16 protein-coding genes are annotated in these 16136 nt (G+C 68.4%); 10 read left to right on the forward strand and 6 right to left on the reverse strand.

Annotated features, from left to right (window positions below):
* The 5 genes from AMK58_RS27605 to AMK58_RS27625 form a co-directional block, all read right to left on the reverse strand.
* The gene (locus AMK58_RS27605; RefSeq protein WP_035684190.1) at positions 1–243 is read right to left on the reverse strand and encodes a hypothetical protein; all 243 of its coding nucleotides are present in this window, start codon (positions 241–243) and stop codon (positions 1–3) included.
* Complete coding sequence (locus AMK58_RS27610) at positions 240–449, reverse strand: hypothetical protein (protein WP_035684191.1); 210 nt, start codon at positions 447–449, stop codon at positions 240–242. The genes AMK58_RS27605 and AMK58_RS27610 overlap by 4 nt, the downstream gene beginning before the upstream one ends.
* The gene (locus AMK58_RS27615) at positions 439–2529 is read right to left on the reverse strand and encodes a TonB-dependent receptor (protein WP_236778360.1); all 2091 of its coding nucleotides are present in this window, start codon (positions 2527–2529) and stop codon (positions 439–441) included. The genes AMK58_RS27610 and AMK58_RS27615 overlap by 11 nt, the downstream gene beginning before the upstream one ends.
* Positions 2530–3047: 518 nt before the next feature.
* Positions 3048–4088, reverse strand: coding sequence for an L-glyceraldehyde 3-phosphate reductase (gene mgrA, locus AMK58_RS27620; protein ID WP_035684195.1), 1041 nt, complete (start codon positions 4086–4088; stop codon positions 3048–3050).
* Between the two features lie 95 nt (positions 4089–4183).
* Positions 4184–4975 carry a GntR family transcriptional regulator gene (locus AMK58_RS27625; RefSeq protein ID WP_059399708.1) on the reverse strand — a complete coding sequence of 264 codons (792 nt, stop codon included), beginning with the start codon at positions 4973–4975 and terminating at the stop codon, positions 4184–4186.
* A 260-nt stretch (positions 4976–5235) separates the two neighbouring features.
* Between AMK58_RS27625 and AMK58_RS27630 the strand changes: the two genes are divergently transcribed.
* The 3 genes from AMK58_RS27630 (at position 5236) to AMK58_RS27640 (ending at position 8977) form a co-directional block, all read left to right on the forward strand.
* Positions 5236–5670 carry a methylglyoxal synthase gene (locus AMK58_RS27630; RefSeq protein ID WP_014199988.1) on the forward strand — a complete coding sequence of 145 codons (435 nt, stop codon included), beginning with the start codon at positions 5236–5238 and terminating at the stop codon, positions 5668–5670.
* 212 nt (positions 5671–5882) lie between these two features.
* Positions 5883–7286: a glucuronate isomerase gene (uxaC, locus tag AMK58_RS27635; RefSeq protein WP_035684199.1), complete on the forward strand. Its 1404-nt coding sequence runs from the start codon at positions 5883–5885 to the stop codon at positions 7284–7286.
* A 167-nt stretch (positions 7287–7453) separates the two neighbouring features.
* Positions 7454–8977, forward strand: coding sequence for a UxaA family hydrolase (locus AMK58_RS27640; protein ID WP_035684201.1), 1524 nt, complete (start codon positions 7454–7456; stop codon positions 8975–8977).
* A 128-nt stretch (positions 8978–9105) separates the two neighbouring features.
* Here AMK58_RS27640 and gcvA read toward each other — a convergent pair whose 3' ends face one another.
* Positions 9106–10020, reverse strand: a complete 915-nt coding sequence (gene gcvA, locus AMK58_RS27645) for a transcriptional regulator GcvA (RefSeq protein ID WP_059399709.1) — start codon at positions 10018–10020, stop codon at positions 9106–9108.
* Positions 10021–10143: 123 nt separating this feature from the next.
* Here gcvA and AMK58_RS27650 point away from each other — a divergent pair, with 123 nt between their 5' ends.
* From AMK58_RS27650 to AMK58_RS27675, 7 genes are all read left to right on the forward strand, one after another.
* Positions 10144–10896, forward strand: a complete 753-nt coding sequence (locus tag AMK58_RS27650) for a TSUP family transporter (RefSeq protein ID WP_035682714.1) — start codon at positions 10144–10146, stop codon at positions 10894–10896.
* A 183-nt stretch (positions 10897–11079) separates the two neighbouring features.
* Complete coding sequence (locus AMK58_RS31015) at positions 11080–11247, forward strand: hypothetical protein (RefSeq protein ID WP_167555945.1); 168 nt, start codon at positions 11080–11082, stop codon at positions 11245–11247.
* Positions 11248–11298: 51 nt separating this feature from the next.
* Positions 11299–12270: a Bug family tripartite tricarboxylate transporter substrate binding protein gene (locus AMK58_RS27655; protein ID WP_035682702.1), complete on the forward strand. Its 972-nt coding sequence runs from the start codon at positions 11299–11301 to the stop codon at positions 12268–12270.
* A gap of 61 nt (positions 12271–12331) precedes the next feature.
* The gene (locus AMK58_RS27660) at positions 12332–13309 is read left to right on the forward strand and encodes a Bug family tripartite tricarboxylate transporter substrate binding protein (RefSeq protein ID WP_236778361.1); all 978 of its coding nucleotides are present in this window, start codon (positions 12332–12334) and stop codon (positions 13307–13309) included.
* A 69-nt stretch (positions 13310–13378) separates the two neighbouring features.
* Complete coding sequence (locus AMK58_RS27665; protein WP_035682704.1) at positions 13379–13867, forward strand: tripartite tricarboxylate transporter TctB family protein; 489 nt, start codon at positions 13379–13381, stop codon at positions 13865–13867.
* A gap of 27 nt (positions 13868–13894) precedes the next feature.
* Entirely contained in the window at positions 13895–15427 is a 1533-nt protein-coding gene (locus AMK58_RS27670; RefSeq protein WP_035682707.1) for a tripartite tricarboxylate transporter permease, read from the forward strand.
* A gap of 27 nt (positions 15428–15454) precedes the next feature.
* Positions 15455–16126 (forward strand): TerC family protein, encoded by a 672-nt coding sequence (locus AMK58_RS27675; RefSeq protein WP_035682708.1) that lies wholly within the window; start codon positions 15455–15457, stop codon positions 16124–16126.
* Positions 16127–16136: the final 10 nt, after the last annotated feature.

Consider the following 16136-nt stretch of genomic DNA (forward strand, 5'->3'; position numbering starts at 1 on the left):
CTAACGGCTGGCGTCCTTGCGGCTGCCCTGCGGCTTGGCAGGCGGCGGACCGGCGATCCACAGCATGCCGAACCATAGGCATGTCCAGACGACGGGCCCGGCCACCATCACGATGTGGACACGATCGACCCCGGCCACGCCGGCTGCGGCGCACAGGCCGGAGACGGCCGCCAGCGACAGCGGCAAACCAACCAGCAGGCCGGCCAGCGAGACCAGGAGGACGCGGAAGGCATCCCGTGTCATCGCCGCCGCTCCGGCCGGGGCGGCTCGCGCAGGAGAGCGGTCAGCGCGCTGCCGATCAGCCCCACCTCCATCACCCCGAGCAACAGGCCGGCCTCCCACCCCAGGCTGACGACCGCAGCGACGAGCAGCACGGCCTGGAGCGCCCAGAGGACGCCCCACAGCCGGCGGCGGTCGCGCCGGTCGAGCGGATGCCGCCTAGAAGTCAAAGCTGACGCCGCCATAGACGGTGCGCGGCGCCCCCGCCGACACCCGGTAGGTGCCGCCCGACGCGGTCAGGTAGGACTTGTCGGTGAGGTTCTTGACGCCGAGGTCCAGGCGCACCTTCTTCTCGCCGACCGGGATGTAGTACCAGACGCCGGTGTCGACCAGCGTGTAGCTGCCCAGTTCGAAGCTGTGCTGGGCATCGCCGTAACGGTTGCCGACCAGGGTCACGCCCGCCCCCAGGCCAAGGCCGACCAGCGGGCTCGACGGGTCCTTGAACTCGTAGCTCGACCAAAGGCTCGCGTTGTGGGTCGGGACGTTGGTCGGCCGGTTGCCGTCAATGGTCCGGTCGACGCTCCGCAGCTCGGCATCGACATAGCCGACGGCAGCGCGGATGTTCCAGCCCTCGACCGGGTTGCCGACCACCGACAGCTCGGCGCCGCGCGACCTCTGCCCCCCGGTCAGCACGGCGACGCCGTTGGACGATTCGACGACGTTGCTCTGCTTGATGTCGAACAGCGCCGCGGTCATGAACAGCCGCTCGCCCATCAGGTTGAGCTTGGAGCCGACCTCGTACTGGCGCCCTTTTTCCGCCGGGAAGACCTGGGTGTCCCCGTTGTAGAAATTGTGCGGCTGGAAGGTATCGGCGTAGTTGGCGAAGAAGGACACGTCCTCCATCGCCTTCCACATCACCCCGGCGGTCTTGGTCAGGTTGCGGTCGACCGGATAGGAGCCCACCGTCGTGCCGCTGCGCAGCAGATTCTCGACGCGGGCGCTGCCCTTGGAGAGTTCATAACGGGCGCCCAGCGTCAGGGTCACCGTCGGCAGCAGGGCAATATCGGTCTGGACGAAGGGACCGAAGTCGGTCTGTTCGACCCGGCGCGCCGTCCGCGCCGTCGGCCGCGCGCTGTTGTCGATCAGCCGCCAGCTCGCCGGGTTGGCTACGGTTCCGCCCACCTGATCGGCACCGGTGTAGTTGATCCAGCTTTCCTTCTGGCGGCGGTACTCGATGCCCGTCGCGACCTTGACCGGCAGCAGAGCCTCGAACTCGCCCCGGGTCTGCAACCGGCCGAAGAAGGTGTCGAGGTTGCGGTCGTCGTTGCCTTCGACCCGGCGGACCAGCAGCCCGTTCGATTGGATGCTGCGCACCTCGGTGTGGATCTCGTCGGTGCGCTCATGGTTGTAGAACAGCTTGCCTTCGAGCATCCACCGGTCGGACCGCATCGGGATCGCGACGTCGACCTCGCCCTGATGGTAGGTTGAATCCCGCTTGGTGAAGCCGGCGTCGTAGCGGGTCGAGCGCGCGACGTCAGCAACGGCGCGGCGGCCACCGCCGGTGGGATAGGTGATGAAGCCGCGGTCGAGCGGCCGCTTGTCCTTGCTGAACTCGTAGCCCACCGTCACGCTGGCGCCGTCGGCGCCGATCCAGCTCATGGTCGGGGCGAGGAACTGGCGCTGGACCAGCGTGTCGTCACGGAAGCTGTTGCTCGATTCGGCGCTGCCGACGATGCGGTACGCGAAGGTCTCCGACAGCGGGCCCGTGCTGTCGAACATGGCCTGCCGCTCGCCATACGAATCGAAGTTGGTCTCCAGATGGTTGCGCGCGGTCCAGCTTGGCTTTTTCGTGGTGATGTTCACCAGACCGCCCGGCGTCATCTGGCCGATGTCGGACACCGGCCCCTTGATGATCTGGATGCTATCGATCGTGCTGGGGTCGATGCGGCTGTTGCTCTTCAAGCGGACGCCGTTGCGGTAGACGTCGTCACGGCGGCGGAATCCGCGGATGATGTAGTCTTCGCGCGTCCCGCCGTAACCATCGTTGTTCACGACGTTGGGGAAGTACCGGTAAACCTCCTCCATCTCGCGGGCATGCTGGTCCTGCAACAGCTGCTCAGGGATCACGTCGATCGTGCGGGGGATCTCGGTGATGTCGCTGTTCAGCCGGCTGCCAACGTCGGACAAGCGGCTGTCGTAGCGGGCCTGCGGTGTGCCCTCGACCATCAGGGCGTCGAGGACGGCCGGCCCTTCCGCCTTGGGCGGGCTCGCCTCCGGAGCCCCCTGGGCCATGGCATTGCCGGCCAGCATCCCCAGTCCGGCCAGAGCGATCGCCCAAAGCAAAACGGCCCGCGATGCGCCGTGCTTCCGTCCGCCCCAGACCGATCCCACACGCGCCGGGCACACGCGCCCCTGCCCACTCCACGTCTTCATACGCCCCCCACAGGCACGCTGCATCGATTGCACGCATCAAATGATATTAATAGTCATTCTCATTTTACGCGCACAAGTGTCCCTCCCGGAGGGCCAGCCACGGCCTCACCGCTCCTTGCGCTCGACAGCCTTCACGGCTCCGATAAGGGACCAGCCCTCAAAAAACGGTGCGCGAAGGTTGTTTGTGAACATACACAGGCACGCTCAAATTTTAAAACTGAAAATGATTCTCATTTGCTTTAAGGGCTCGTGGCACAGCTGGCCGAGGTCACCCGCGCGGCCCCGGATCGGCGATACCGGACACGCCATGCGGCGAAGCGACGCCCCTTAAGGGCACGAAAATGGGCCGCGCCGGGATGCCGGCGCGGCCCTTCCTGATGTCTGCCTTCGATGGATCAGCCGGCTTCGGCGTTCGACGAGTTCTGCCACAGGTTCAGCCCGCCATCGACGGCGTGGCGATCGATCTCGGCCAGCTCCTCCGGCGTGAAAGCGGTGTTCTTCAGCGCATCGAGCGAGTTGTCGAGCTGCTCCACGTTGCGGGCGCCGATCAGGGCGGAGGTCACCCGCGGGTCGCGCAGCACCCAGGCGATGGCCATCTGGGCCAGCGTCTGGCCGCGCCGCTTGGCGACGGCGTCCAGGGCGCGCACCCGCTCCAGATTCTCCGGCGACAGGAAATGCGCCTTCAGCGTGCCGCCCTTGGCGGCGCGGGCGTCGGTGGGCTGGCCGTTCAGGTACTTGGTGGTCAGCATGCCCTGGGCCAGCGGCGAGAAGGCGATGCAGCCGATCCCGGTTTCCTCCAGCGCGTCGAGCAAACCGCCCTCGATCCAGCGGTTCAGCATGGAATAGGACGGCTGGTGGATCAGGCAGGGCGTGCCCAGCTCCTTGAGGATCGCCGCCGCCCGCCGGGTCATCTCCGGCGAGTAGGAGGAGATGCCGACATAGAGCGCCTTGCCCTGCCGCACGGCGTGGTCGAGCGCGCCCATCGTCTCCTCCAGCGGGGTGCGCGGGTCGACGCGGTGCGAGTAGAAGATGTCCACATAGTCGAGCCCCATGCGCGTGAGGCTCTGGTCCAGGCTGGCCGTCAGGTACTTGCGCGAGCCCCAGCTTCCGTAGGGGCCGGGCCACATGTCGTAGCCGGCCTTGGTGGAGACGATCAACTCGTCGCGGTGGGCCTTGAAGTCGGTCGCCAGGACGCGCCCGAAATTCTCCTCCGCCGAACCCGGCGGCGGGCCGTAGTTGTTGGCGAGGTCGAAATGGGTGACGCCGCGGTCGAAAGCGCGGCGCAGCACGGCGCGCCCGGTCTCGAACACGTCGGTGCCGCCGAAATTCTGCCACAGCCCCAGCGAAATGGCCGGCAGGTCGAGCCCGCTCCGCCCGCTGCGGCGGTAGGTCATGGCGGTGTAGCGGGCCGGATCGGCGCGGTAGAGCGATTGCATCGCGGTCTCCTGGCTGTCTTGCGCGGTGTTGGGAGGAACGTGACTGATATATTAGAAATCAGCCCCGCACCAAAGCCAAGAGCGCAAGGCAGCCTTCAGACCGGTTCGGCCTCGTCTTCCGAGGGGGCGGTGAAATAGAGCGGGTTGGCCTTCTGCGCGTCGGCGATGGTGACCTGGAGATAGTCCAGATGCAGGTCGATGGCCTTCGCCGCCGCCTCCGGGTCGTTGTTGGCGATGGCCTCGATGATGACCGAATGCTCGGCGATCACGTCCGGCACCCGGCCGAGCACCGGCAGGGTCAGCAGGCGGTAGCGGTCCACCTGCACCTTCACCTGCTGCGTCAGGTTCCAGAATCCGGGGTAGCCGGCGGTTTCCGCCAGCAGCGCGTGGAAGGTCTCGTCGGCCTGATGGAAGCCCTCGAAATTCTGGGCGGCCTCCATCTCGCGCTGGAGTTCCAGGTTGGCGCGCAGCTTGGCGATCTGGCTGCGGGTGGCGCGCTTGGCGGCGTAGCGGACGGTCGCCTCCTCCAGCGCCTTGCGGATGGCGATGGCTTCCGGCAGGGCGCCCAGCGGGATGCGGGAGACGAAGGTGCCGGACTGCGGGAAGATCTCGATCAGCCCCTCGTCCGCCAGACGCAGCACGGCCTCGCGCACCGGGGTGCGGCTGACGCCGTAATCCTGGGCGATCACCTTTTCCGCAACCGGCTCGCCCGGCTTGCGGCGGAGCGAGACGATCTCGTTGCGCAGGTCACGGTAGATCGTCGCGGCCACGGTGGTGCCGCGCTGGGCCGGGCGGGCGACCGCCGCCGCCGTGCGGCGCCGGGTCCGCGTCTTGACGCCCTCGGCCTGTCCGGAATCCGCCGTCGATGTCTGCGCCGCCTTTTTCAACACCCGCTCCTGCCAGGAAGATTCAAGGGCGCCGGTGCTCCGGGATGCCGGCGCCGAACCCGCTGGTTCACGCCGCAGACGGTCCGCCCTTCATCGCAATATACTAATACCCGGCGGGGTGGGTCAAACGCCTTGACCCCGCGCGGCGCCCCGGTTCCGCGCCAGTTTGTCCCACCGGGAAGCGCGTTGCGCCGTTCAACAGTATACTAGTATATTGAAAAAAGCTCCACTGCGGAGCGCACAGCCCGAGGACCGTCACCGTGGACCGCAAACGCATCGCCCTCGTCGCCCACGACGCCCGCAAGCCCGACCTGATCGGCTGGCTCGGCGCCAACATCCACGCGCTGGAGGGGAACGTCTTCTGGTCCACCGGCACCACTGGCCGATTGGTGCGGGAAGCCCATCCCCAGTTGGACATCACCTCTTTGAAGAGCGGTCCGCTGGGCGGCGACCAGCAGATCGGCGCGATGATCGCGGAGGGCCGGATCGACCTTCTCGTCTTCTTCGTCGACCCGATGACCGCGCAGCCCCACGACGTGGACGTGAAGGCGCTGACCCGCCTCGCCACGCTCTACAACATTCCGATGGCCTGCAACGAGGCGACCGCCGACATGGTGATCTCCTCCCCCCTCTTCACCAGCGGCTACCGCCCGCGGGCCGTGGACTTCGCCGCCCACGATTCGCGCCGCCTCTGACCGACCCTCTTGACCAGCCGCCCTCTTGAATTGCGCGTCTCGCCGACAGAATTGTGGGCGGGACGCACAAAGTCCTTGCATCCGGAACTGATATATTAATATATTCCGACATGCGGGGGCATTACCGGCGCAGCATCACGCGCCGCACCCGAACCACCCATTCAAATGGGCACCGGACCTCCGTCCGGCATCCCTTTTTCCGGAGATGAACGATGCTCCACCCCGACCGCCTCTTCCCCAGCGATCCCACGCAGCGCGACATCGCGCGCCGGCTGTACGCGGAGGTGGGCCACCTGCCGATCATCAGCCCGCACGGCCACACGGACCCGTCCTGGTTCGCCAAGAACGAGGCGTTCCCGAACCCGGCGTCGCTGTTCGTGGTGCCCGATCATTACGCCTTCCGCATGCTCTACAGCCAGGGCGTGACGTTGGAGAGCCTGGGCGTGCCGCGCACGGACGGCGGGGCGGTGGAGAGCGATCCCCGCAAGATCTGGCGCCAACTGGCGCAGAACTGGCATCTGTTCCGCGGCACCCCGACGCGCATGTGGCTCGACCACGCCTTCGAGACGGTGTTCGGCGTGACGGAGCGGCTGAGCGGGGCCAGCGCCGACCGCATCTTCGACCAGATCGACGCCTGCCTGCAGAAGCCGGACTTCCTGCCGCGCGCCCTGTTCGAGCGCTTCAACATCGAGCTTCTGGCGACCACGGAGTCGCCGCTCGACACGCTGGAGCATCACCGCGCCATCCGCGAGAGCGGCTGGAAGGGGCGCGTCATCACCGCCTTCCGCCCCGACCCGGTCGTCGATCCGGAGTTCGAGGGCTTCCAGGCCAATGTGGAAACGCTGGGCGCGCTGTCCGGTGAGAACACCGGGACCTGGGCCGGCTACCTCGCCGCCCTGCGCAACCGCCGCCAGTATTTCAAGGAGGTCGGCGACGCCACCTCGACCGACCACGGCCACGCCACGGCGACCACCGCCGACCTGTCGGACGCCGACGCCGAGCGGCTGTTCGAGAAGGCGCTGCGCGGCACCATCACGGCGGCCGAGGCGGAGATCTTCCGCGGCCAGATGCTGACCGAGATGGCCAAGATGAGCCTGGAGGACGGGCTGGTCATGCAGATCCACCCGGGCAGCTTCCGCAACCACAACCCGGGCGTCTTCGAGCGCTTCGGCCGCGACAAGGGCGCCGACATCCCGACCGGCACCGAGTATGTGCGGGCGCTGAAGCCGCTGCTCGACCGCGTCGGCAACGAGCGCGACCTGACCATCATCCTGTTCACGCTGGATGAGACCAGCTACGCCCGCGAGCTGGCGCCGCTGGCCGGCCATTACCCGGCGCTGCGCGTCGGCCCGGCCTGGTGGTTCCACGACAGCCCCGAGGGCATGCGCCGCTACCGCGAGATGATCACGGAGACGGCCGGCTTCTACAACACGGTCGGCTTCAACGACGACACGCGCGCCTTCTGCTCCATCCCGGCCCGCCACGACGTGGCCCGCCGCGTCGACTGCGCCTTCCTGGCCCGCCTCGTCGCCGAGCACCGTCTGGAGGAGGACGAAGCCGCGGAGGTGGCGGTGGATCTCGCCTACACGCTGGCGAAGAAGGCCTACAAGCTCTGATGTTGGGTTTGCCCTTCTCCCCTCTGGGGAGAAGGGTAGGGATGAGGGGGCGGCCGCAGGCCGACAACGCACACTTATTGCCCTGTGTGAACGCCCTGACGGGCGCCCCCTCACCCTAATCCTCTCCCCAGGGGGAGAGGGAACATTAGGGAGTGAAAGGAATCCCCATGGCATCGCTGACCATCCGCCTGCACCCCGCGGACAACGTCGTCGTTGCCGGCGCCGACCTGCCGGAGGGCACCGCCCTGCCCGACACCGGCGTCGTCGCCCGGACCGCGATCCCCTCCGGCCACAAGGTCGCGGTGCAGGCCATCGCGGTCGGCGAGCCGGTGCGCAAGTACAACCAGGTCATCGGCTTCGCGACAGCGCCCATCGCGCCGGGCGACCATGTCCACGTCCACAACATCGGCGTCGGCGACAGCTTCGAGCGCGACTACGCCTTCGGCGCCGACGCCCATGCCACCGACCTCGTTCCGGAGGCGGAGCGCGCCACCTTCCAGGGCATCGTCCGCCCGGACGGGCGCGTGGCCACCCGCAACTACATCGGCATCCTGACCACGGTGAACTGCTCGGCCACCGCGGCGCGGATGATCGCCGACCAGTTCCGCGGCAACGCGCTGGCCGCCTACCCCAACATCGACGGGGTGGTCGCGCTGACCCATTCCTACGGCTGCGGCATGGGCTCGCAGGGCGACGCCATCGACGCGCTGCGCCGGACCATCGCCGGCTACGCCCGCCACCCGAACTTCGCCGCCGTGCTCGTGCTCGGCCTCGGCTGCGAGGTGAACCAGATCGACAAGCTGGTCGAGGTCGAGGGGCTGACCGTCGGCGATACCCTGCAAACGCTGGCGATCCAGGAGAGCGGCGGCACCGCCGCCACCGTGCGGGCGAGCGTCGAGCGCATCCGCGCGCTGCTGCCCCGCGTCAACGACGTGACGCGCGAGACCGTGCCGGCCAGCCACCTGATCCTGGCGCTGCAATGCGGCGGGTCGGACGGCTATTCGGGCATCACCGCCAACCCGGCGCTGGGCCACGCCGTTGATCTGCTGATCCGCAACGGCGGCACCGCGGTGCTGAGCGAGACGCCGGAGGTCTACGGCGCCGAGCATCTGCTGACCCGCCGCGCCGTCAGCCCGGCGGTCGGCGGGACGCTGGTCGAGCGCATCCGCTGGTGGGAGGACTACACCAGCCGCACCGGCGGCGAGATGAACAACAACCCGTCGCCCGGCAACAAGAAGGGCGGCTTGACCACCATCCTGGAGAAGTCGCTGGGCGCGGTCGCCAAGGCCGGCACGACCAACCTCGTCGAGGTGGTGCGCTACGCCGAGCCGATCACCGGGCCGGGCCTCGTCTTCATGGACACGCCGGGCTACGACCCGGTGTCGGCCACGGGACAGGTGGCGGGCGGCGCCAACGTGCTGTGCTTCACCACCGGCCGCGGCTCCGTCTTCGGCTGCAAGCCGACGCCGTCGCTGAAGCTCGCCACCAACACGGCGCTGTTCCGCAAGATGCCCGACGACATGGACATCGACTGCGGCCCCATCGCCACCGGCGACGCCACCATCGAGGAGGTCGGGCGGGCCATCTTCCAGCTCATCCTCGACACCGCGTCGGGCCGGAAGACCAAGAGCGAGGAGCTGGGTTTCGGCTCCGACGAGTTCACGCCCTGGCAGATGGGCGCCGTCATGTGAGCGAAAGGGCTTGCGCCTGGAGTGATATACTAGTATAAGTGTTTTCGTTCGGTTATCCTTTGAAACCCAGTCGGCAGGCCGCACCGCGCGTATGGTTCCGCCGAATGACGTTTCTCCAAAGTGCGACTTCAGACCGCCGGGGCATTCTCCGGCGGTCTTTTCTTTTCGGAGTCGGGCGACCCGACGGCGGCGCGCAGCCAGTCGCGGAAGGCGGTGAAGCCCGGCTCGCGGTGCCGCGCCGGGCGCGAGACCAGATACCACGCCCGCCCCATCGGCACGGCCAGCGCGAAGGGCGTGACCAGCCGGCCCGCCGCCAGATCGTCGGCGATGTAGAGCCGCGCCCCCAGCGCCACCCCCACCCCGTCCGCCGCCGCCTGCAGGGTCATGGCGTAGCTGCCGAAGGACAGCCCCTTCACGGCCGGCGGCGCCAGCCCCGCCGAGGCGAACCAGTGCGGCCAGTCGTCCGCCCAATGCGAGACCGACAGCAGCGTCGCCGACAGCAGATCCTCCGGACGGCGCAGGCTCCGCGCCAGAGCCGGCGCGCAGACCGGCAGCATGTCGGCGGTGAACAGCTCCTCCACCTCGTAGCCCGGCCAATGCCCGTCGCCCAGCAGCAGGGCGCAGGTCCAGTCCTCGCGGATCGGCGCGCCGGCGCCGCCGGTGGCGATGCGCACCTCCACGTCGGGGTGGCTCTCGTGGAAGGCCGACAGGCGCGGGATCAGCCAGCGCACCGCGAAGGTGGCGCCCACCCCCAGCGTCAGCACCGGGCCGTCGCGCATGGCGGCGACCCGCTCCACGCTGTCGGCGATGGCGTCGAAGGCGCCGGTCAGGCCGGGCTGCAGCGCCCGCCCGCGGTCGGTCAGCTCCAGCGCGTTGGCCCGCCGCTCGAACAGCGGGAAGCCCATCCGCTCTTCCAGCAGGCGCACCATGCGGCTGACCGCGGCCTGCGAGACGTTCAGCTCGCCCGCCGCCCCGGTGAAGCTGCCGTGCCGGGCCGCGGCCTCGAACGCCCGCAAGGCGTTCAGCGATGGCAGGCGCCGCATCCGATTCCTCTCCATACACCCCAACATTTCCTGGGGGTCAGCATCAGACAATCCCGTTTGCGGCGCAAGCGCGCCAAGGGCATCATGCCGTCCACAGCCAAAGAAAACTTTCGGATGAGCGGGATGCTGACGGTTCCCCTGACACTCGGACTCGGCCTTGCGGCGCTGGTGACCTCGTTCCTGTCGGGCCTGTTCGGCATGGCCGGTGGCATGGTGCTGATGGGGCTGCTGCTGGTGTTGCTGCCGGTGTCCTCGGCCATGCTGCTGCACGGGATCACGCAGATGACCGCCAACGGCTGGCGGGCGTGGCTGTGGCGGCGGCACGTGCAATGGGGGATCGTGGCCCGGTTCCTGTTGGGCGGGGCGGTGGCGGTCGGCGTCTTCACCCTGATCCGCTACGTGCCCGGCAAGGCAGAATCACTGATCCTGCTGGGGCTGTCGCCCTTCATGGCGATGGCCGTCCCGTCGCACTGGTCGCCGAACGTGTCGCGGCGCGGCCACAGCACGCTGGCCGGCCTGCTGTGCATGGGCGTGCAGCTGATCGCCGGCATCTCGGGGCCGCTGCTCGACGTCTTCTTCGTGAAGTCCAGCCTGTCGCGGCAGAGCGTCGTCGCGACCAAGGCGACGATGCAGGTCTTCGGCCACCTGTTCAAGACGGTCTATTTTGGCTCCCTCGTCGCCGCGTCGGAGACGGAGGCGCTGGACATCACGGTGACGGCCCTGTGCATCGGCATGGCGGTCCTGGGGACGAACCTGTCGCGCCGCGTGCTCGACGCGATGAGCGACGCCCAGTTCCGCAGTTGGAGCCAGCGTCTGGTCGCCCTGACCGGCACCGTCTATCTCGGCCAGGGGCTGTTCCTGCTGGTGGTGCGGTAGGATCCGGGGGGCGTTTGCCCCCTCCCATCACCCCGGCGGGGGAAAAACCGCCGAAGACCGGTCTCCGCCTCTTCCGGGTGGAGCGCCGAAATTTTGCGTGCCTGGGTGGTGGCTGACAGGTTCATGACAGGTTCGCCTGTTAAACAGTTGGAACAACCAACCACCGTTCCCGGAACCTCCACCATGGCGACCGAATCCGCAGCCAGGAAACCGGCGGAACCCACGGCGAAGACCGCATCGGCGGACCAGCGCACCCCACTCTTTTATGGCGCCGCCTGCGGCGCGGGGGCCGGCGGCTCCGTCCTCCTCTACGAGGCGCGTCCGCAGCACCCCGACGCCAAGGCACCGTAAGGCGCGCCAAGCGCCGTCCAAAAAACAAAAATTCCATTCGGAGGAAACACCATGAGCCTCGGCAACCCCGCCAAGGGGATGCTGGCGGCGGCCGTGCTGGCCGCTGCCGCCCTGTTCGCCGCTCCCGCGTCCGCGGAGATCAAGAATCTGGAGATCATCGCCCCTGCCAACGCCGGCGGCGGCTATGACCAGCACGCGCGCGCCATGCAGCAGGTGCTTCAGGAACACAAGCTGGCCTCCAGCGTCCAGGTGGTCAACATTCCGGGGGCCGGCGGCACCATCGGCCTCAGCCAGTTTGTCACCGCCAAGAAGCGCAACCCCGGCCTGATGATCTCCGGCCTCGGCATGATCGGGGCGATCCTGATCAACAAGTCGCCGGTGTCGCTCGATCAGGTGACCCCGCTGGCCCGCCTGACCGGCGAGTACCAGCCCATCGTCGTGGCCGCGGATTCGCCGCTGAAGACGCTCGACGACCTCGTGAAGAAGTTCAAGGCCGATCCCGGCTCGGTCTCCTGGGGCGGCTTCGCCGTTGGCAGCCCCGACCACATCCTCTACGGCCTGCTGGTCAAGGCGATCGGCGGCGACGTGTCCAAGATGAACTACATCGCCGCCGGTGCTGGCGGCGAGATGATGGCCTCGGTGCTCGGCGGCCACATCACCGTGGCGACCGGCGGCTACAACGAGATGGCCTCGCAGCTCCAGGCCGGAAAGCTGCGCGCGCTGGCGATCTCCGCCCCGCAGCGCCTTCCCGGCATCGACGTCCCGACCTTCAAGGAGCAGGGTGTGGATGTCGAGCTGGTGAACTGGCGCGCGGTGATGGCGCCGGGCAACCTGAAGGCGTCGGAGAAGCAGGTGCTGGACGACGCGGTCGGCGCCATGGTCCGCACCGACGACTGGAAGCGCATCGCCGCGGAGCGCGGCTGGATCGACCTCTACCTGCCGCCCGACCAGTTCGCCGCCTTCGTGAAGGACGAGCGGACCCGGATCGAAGGCGTCCTGACGGAACTCGGCCTCGTCAAGTGACCGACAGCCGGCGGTGATCCGCCGGGTTTCAAAACAAAACAAAGCCATGGAGCGAAGCGTCATGACCATCCGCATGCCGGGCGCCGTGAAGGGCGTCCTGACCGCCGCCGTCCTCGCCACGGCCACCCTCGCCGCCACCCCGTCGCTGGCCGAGATCAAGGGGCTGGAGATCATCGCCCCGGCGAGCCCCGGCGGCGGCTGGGACCAGCACGCCCGCACCCTCCAGCAGGTCCTCCAGGATCAGAAGCTGGCCTCCAACATCCAGGTCGTGAACATCCCCGGCGCCGGCGGCACGGTCGGCCTCGCCCAGTTCGTCACCGCCAAGAAGCGCTCGCCGACGATTCTGGTCGGCGGCCAGATCATGCTGGGCGCCATCGTTACCAACAAGTCGGCGGTGACGCTCGACCAAGTGACCCCGCTGGCCCGGCTGACCGGCGAGTACACGGCCATCGTCGTTCCGCCGGATTCGCCCATCAAGACCTTCGACGATCTGATCCAGAAGTTTAAGGCAGACCCCGGCTCGGTCTCCTGGGGCGGCGGCTCGGCGGGCGGCAGCGACCAGATCCTCGCCGGCCTGATCGCCAAGGCGGTCGGCGTCGATCCGAACAAGGTCAACTACGTCGCCACCGCGGGCGGCGGCGAGTTGCTGGCCTCGGCGCTCGGCGGCCATGTGACGCTGGGCATGGGCGGCTACAGCGAGTTCGCCCCGCAGTTCCAGGCGGGCAAGCTGCGCGCCATCGCCGTCTCCGCCCCGCAGCGCCTGCCGGGATCCGACACGCCGACCCTGAAGGAGCAGGGCGTCGACCTGGAGTTCGTGAACTGGCGCGGCGTCTTCGCCCAGGCATCGGCCAAGCCGGCCGAGCTGAAGGAACTTCAGGAGGCCGTCGCCAAGGCCGTCGCCAGCGACGAGTGGAAGCAGGCCGTGAAGCAGCGCGGCTGGATCGACCTCTACCAGCCCACCGCCGAGTTCACCGCCTTCCTGAAGCAGGAGCGCGCCCAGATCGAAGGCACGCTGAAGGACATCGGTCTCGTGAAGTAAGGACCGAACCAGGCGGGCGCGGTCGCCGCGCCCGCCGGTCCGCAAAAAACAGTCTGGGAGGATGAAGCGATGACCACCGGTCGGAGCATGCGCGCCGGAGAGGCGGTGCTGGGCGGCGGGCTGATCGCCCTTGGGGGCTTGATCGCGGTCGAAACCATGCTGACCCCGAGCGTCGGCCGGGCGGTGGTCGGCCCCGCCCTGTTTCCCTACCTGATTTCGGGCGGCCTCGTCCTGGTCGGGCTGTCCCTGCTGCGCGAGGCCTTCGCCGGGGCCATCGCCCACGCCGAGGGGCTGGAGCTGGACCTTTGGGCGGTGGCGCTGGTCGCGGCCGGGCTGGCCGTTCAGTTCCTGCTGCTCGACACGCTGGGCTGGATTCCCTCCACCACCATCCTGTTCGCCGCGGTCTCCCGCGCCTTCGGCGGCCGGCGGCTGATGGTCAATCTCGCCATCGGGCTGGCGCTCGCCGCCTTCACCTTCGTGGCCTTCAATTACGGGCTCGGCCTGAACCTGCCCGAGGGCAGCCTCGTCGAACGGCTCACGTCAGCCGACGCCGAATAAGCCCCGCTTCGGGAAGGAAACTGCACAATGGACACCCTTGCCGCCCTGGGCCACGGCTTCCTCGTGGCGCTGACCCCCTACAACCTGCTGTGGTCGGCGATCGGCGTGACGGTGGGCACCGCGGTCGGCGTGCTGCCCGGCATCGGTCCGGCGCTGACCGTGGCCCTTCTGCTGCCGGTCACCTACGGGCTGGAGCCGACCTCCGCCTTCATCATGTTCGCCGGCATCTATTACGGCGCGATGTACGGCGGCTCGACGACCTCGATCCTGCTGAACGCGCCGGGCGAGTCCGGCAGCATCGTCACCGCCATCGACGGCCACGCCATGGCCCGCCAGGGCCGCGGCGCCCAGGCGCTGGCGACCGCCGCCATCGGCTCCTTCATCGCCGGCACCATCGCCACCGCGGCGCTGACCTTCGTCGCCCCGCTGATGGTCAAGATGGCCCTGCTGTTCGGACCGGCCGAGTATTTCGCGCTGATGGTTCTGGCGCTGACCACCGTCACCGCGGTGCTGGGCAGCTCGCTGGCCCGCGGTCTGGCGAGCCTGTTCCTCGGGCTGGCGCTGGGTCTGGTCGGCATCGACATGCAGACCGGTCAGGCGCGGCTGGCCTTCGGCGTTCCGGAGCTGCTCGACGGCATCGACACGGTGGTCGTCGCGGTCGGCCTGTTCGCGGTCGGCGAGACGCTCTACGTCGCCTCCCGCCACCGCTTCGAGACGGAGGAGATCTACGCGCTCAAGGGCTCCAAATGGATGAGCCGCGAGGACTGGGCGCGCTCGTGGAAGCCGTGGCTGCGCGGCACGCTGCTGGGTTTCCCCATCGGCACCCTGCCGGCCGGCGGCAGCGAGATCCCGACCTTCCTGTCCTATCTGGTCGAGAAGCGTCTGGCGAAGAAGCCCGAGGAGTTCGGCAAGGGCGCCATCGAGGCCGTCGCCGGTCCGGAGGCCGCCAACAACGCGTCGGCCGCCGGCGTGCTGGCGCCGCTGCTCTCGCTCGGCCTGCCGACCTCGGCGACCGCCGCCATCATGCTCGCCGCCTTCCAGCAATACGGCCTGCAGCCCGGCCCGACGCTGTTCGACAACAACCCCGAGCTGGTCTGGGGCATGATCGCCAGCCTCTACATCGGCAACGTGCTGCTGCTGGTGCTGAACCTGCCGCTGGTCGGCTTCTGGGTGAAGCTGCTGCTGATCCCGCGGCCCTGGCTGTACGCCGGCATCCTGGTCTTCTCGTCGCTCGGCGCCTATACGCTGAACAACAACGTCATCGATCTGGTCATCCTGTGGGTGATCGGGCTGCTCGGCTTCGGCATGCGCGTTCTGAACGTTCCGGTGGCGCCCTGCGTGGTCGGGCTGATTTTGGGGCCGCTGGCCGAACAGCAGTTCCGCCGCGCTCTGGCCATCAGCCAGGGCGACCCGTCGGTCTTCCTGACCCACCCGATCTCGGCGGCCCTGCTGATCGTCGCCGCCCTGCTGGTGATCGGCCCGATGGTCCTGCGCTACCGGAGTAACGGCGCGGCCAAGAGCAACGGCGCCTCCCCGTCCGGCACCCATCCCGCGACGTAAGACCGCCATCCCGCGAAGGACTTCTCCATGGAAAGCGTTGATCTTTGGTCGCAGCTCGCCGCCCTCGGGCAGGTGGTCGCCATCGACCTCGTGCTGGCCGGCGACAACGCCATCGTCGTCGGCATGGCCGCCGCCGCGGTGCCGCTGGCCCAGCGCCGCAAGGTGATCTTCTGGGGCATCGGCGCCGCCATCATCCTGCGCATCTTCTTCGCGCTCATCACCACCCAGCTCCTCGCCATCATCGGGCTGACGCTCGCCGGCGGCGTGCTGCTGCTCTGGGTCTGCTGGAAGATGTACCGCGAGCTGCGCTCCCACGGGACGGACGAGGTGGCGCCCGACGAAGCGATGGACGCCCCCGACGCGACGGTGGGGGTGTCCGGGAACGCCGCCGCCGGCGCTGCGGTCGGCGGCGTCACGGTGGGTGCCGCCATCTGGCAGATCGTGGTCGCCGACGTGTCGATGTCGCTCGACAACGTGCTGGCGGTGGCCGGTGCGGCCAAGGACCACCCGACCATCCTGGTGATCGGGCTGCTGCTCTCCGTCGTCCTGATGGGCGCGGCGGCCAACATGATCGCGCATGTCCTGCACAAGCACCGTTGGATCGGCTGGGTCGGTCTCGCCATCATCACCTATGTGGCGCTCGACATGATCTGGCGCGGCAGCAACGAAGTCCTCATGCACACCTCCTGGCTATCGTGACGGAGCGAAT

Origin of the sequence: Azospirillum brasilense (assembly GCF_001315015.1) — a bacterium.
Classification (GTDB): domain Bacteria; phylum Pseudomonadota; class Alphaproteobacteria; order Azospirillales; family Azospirillaceae; genus Azospirillum; species Azospirillum brasilense.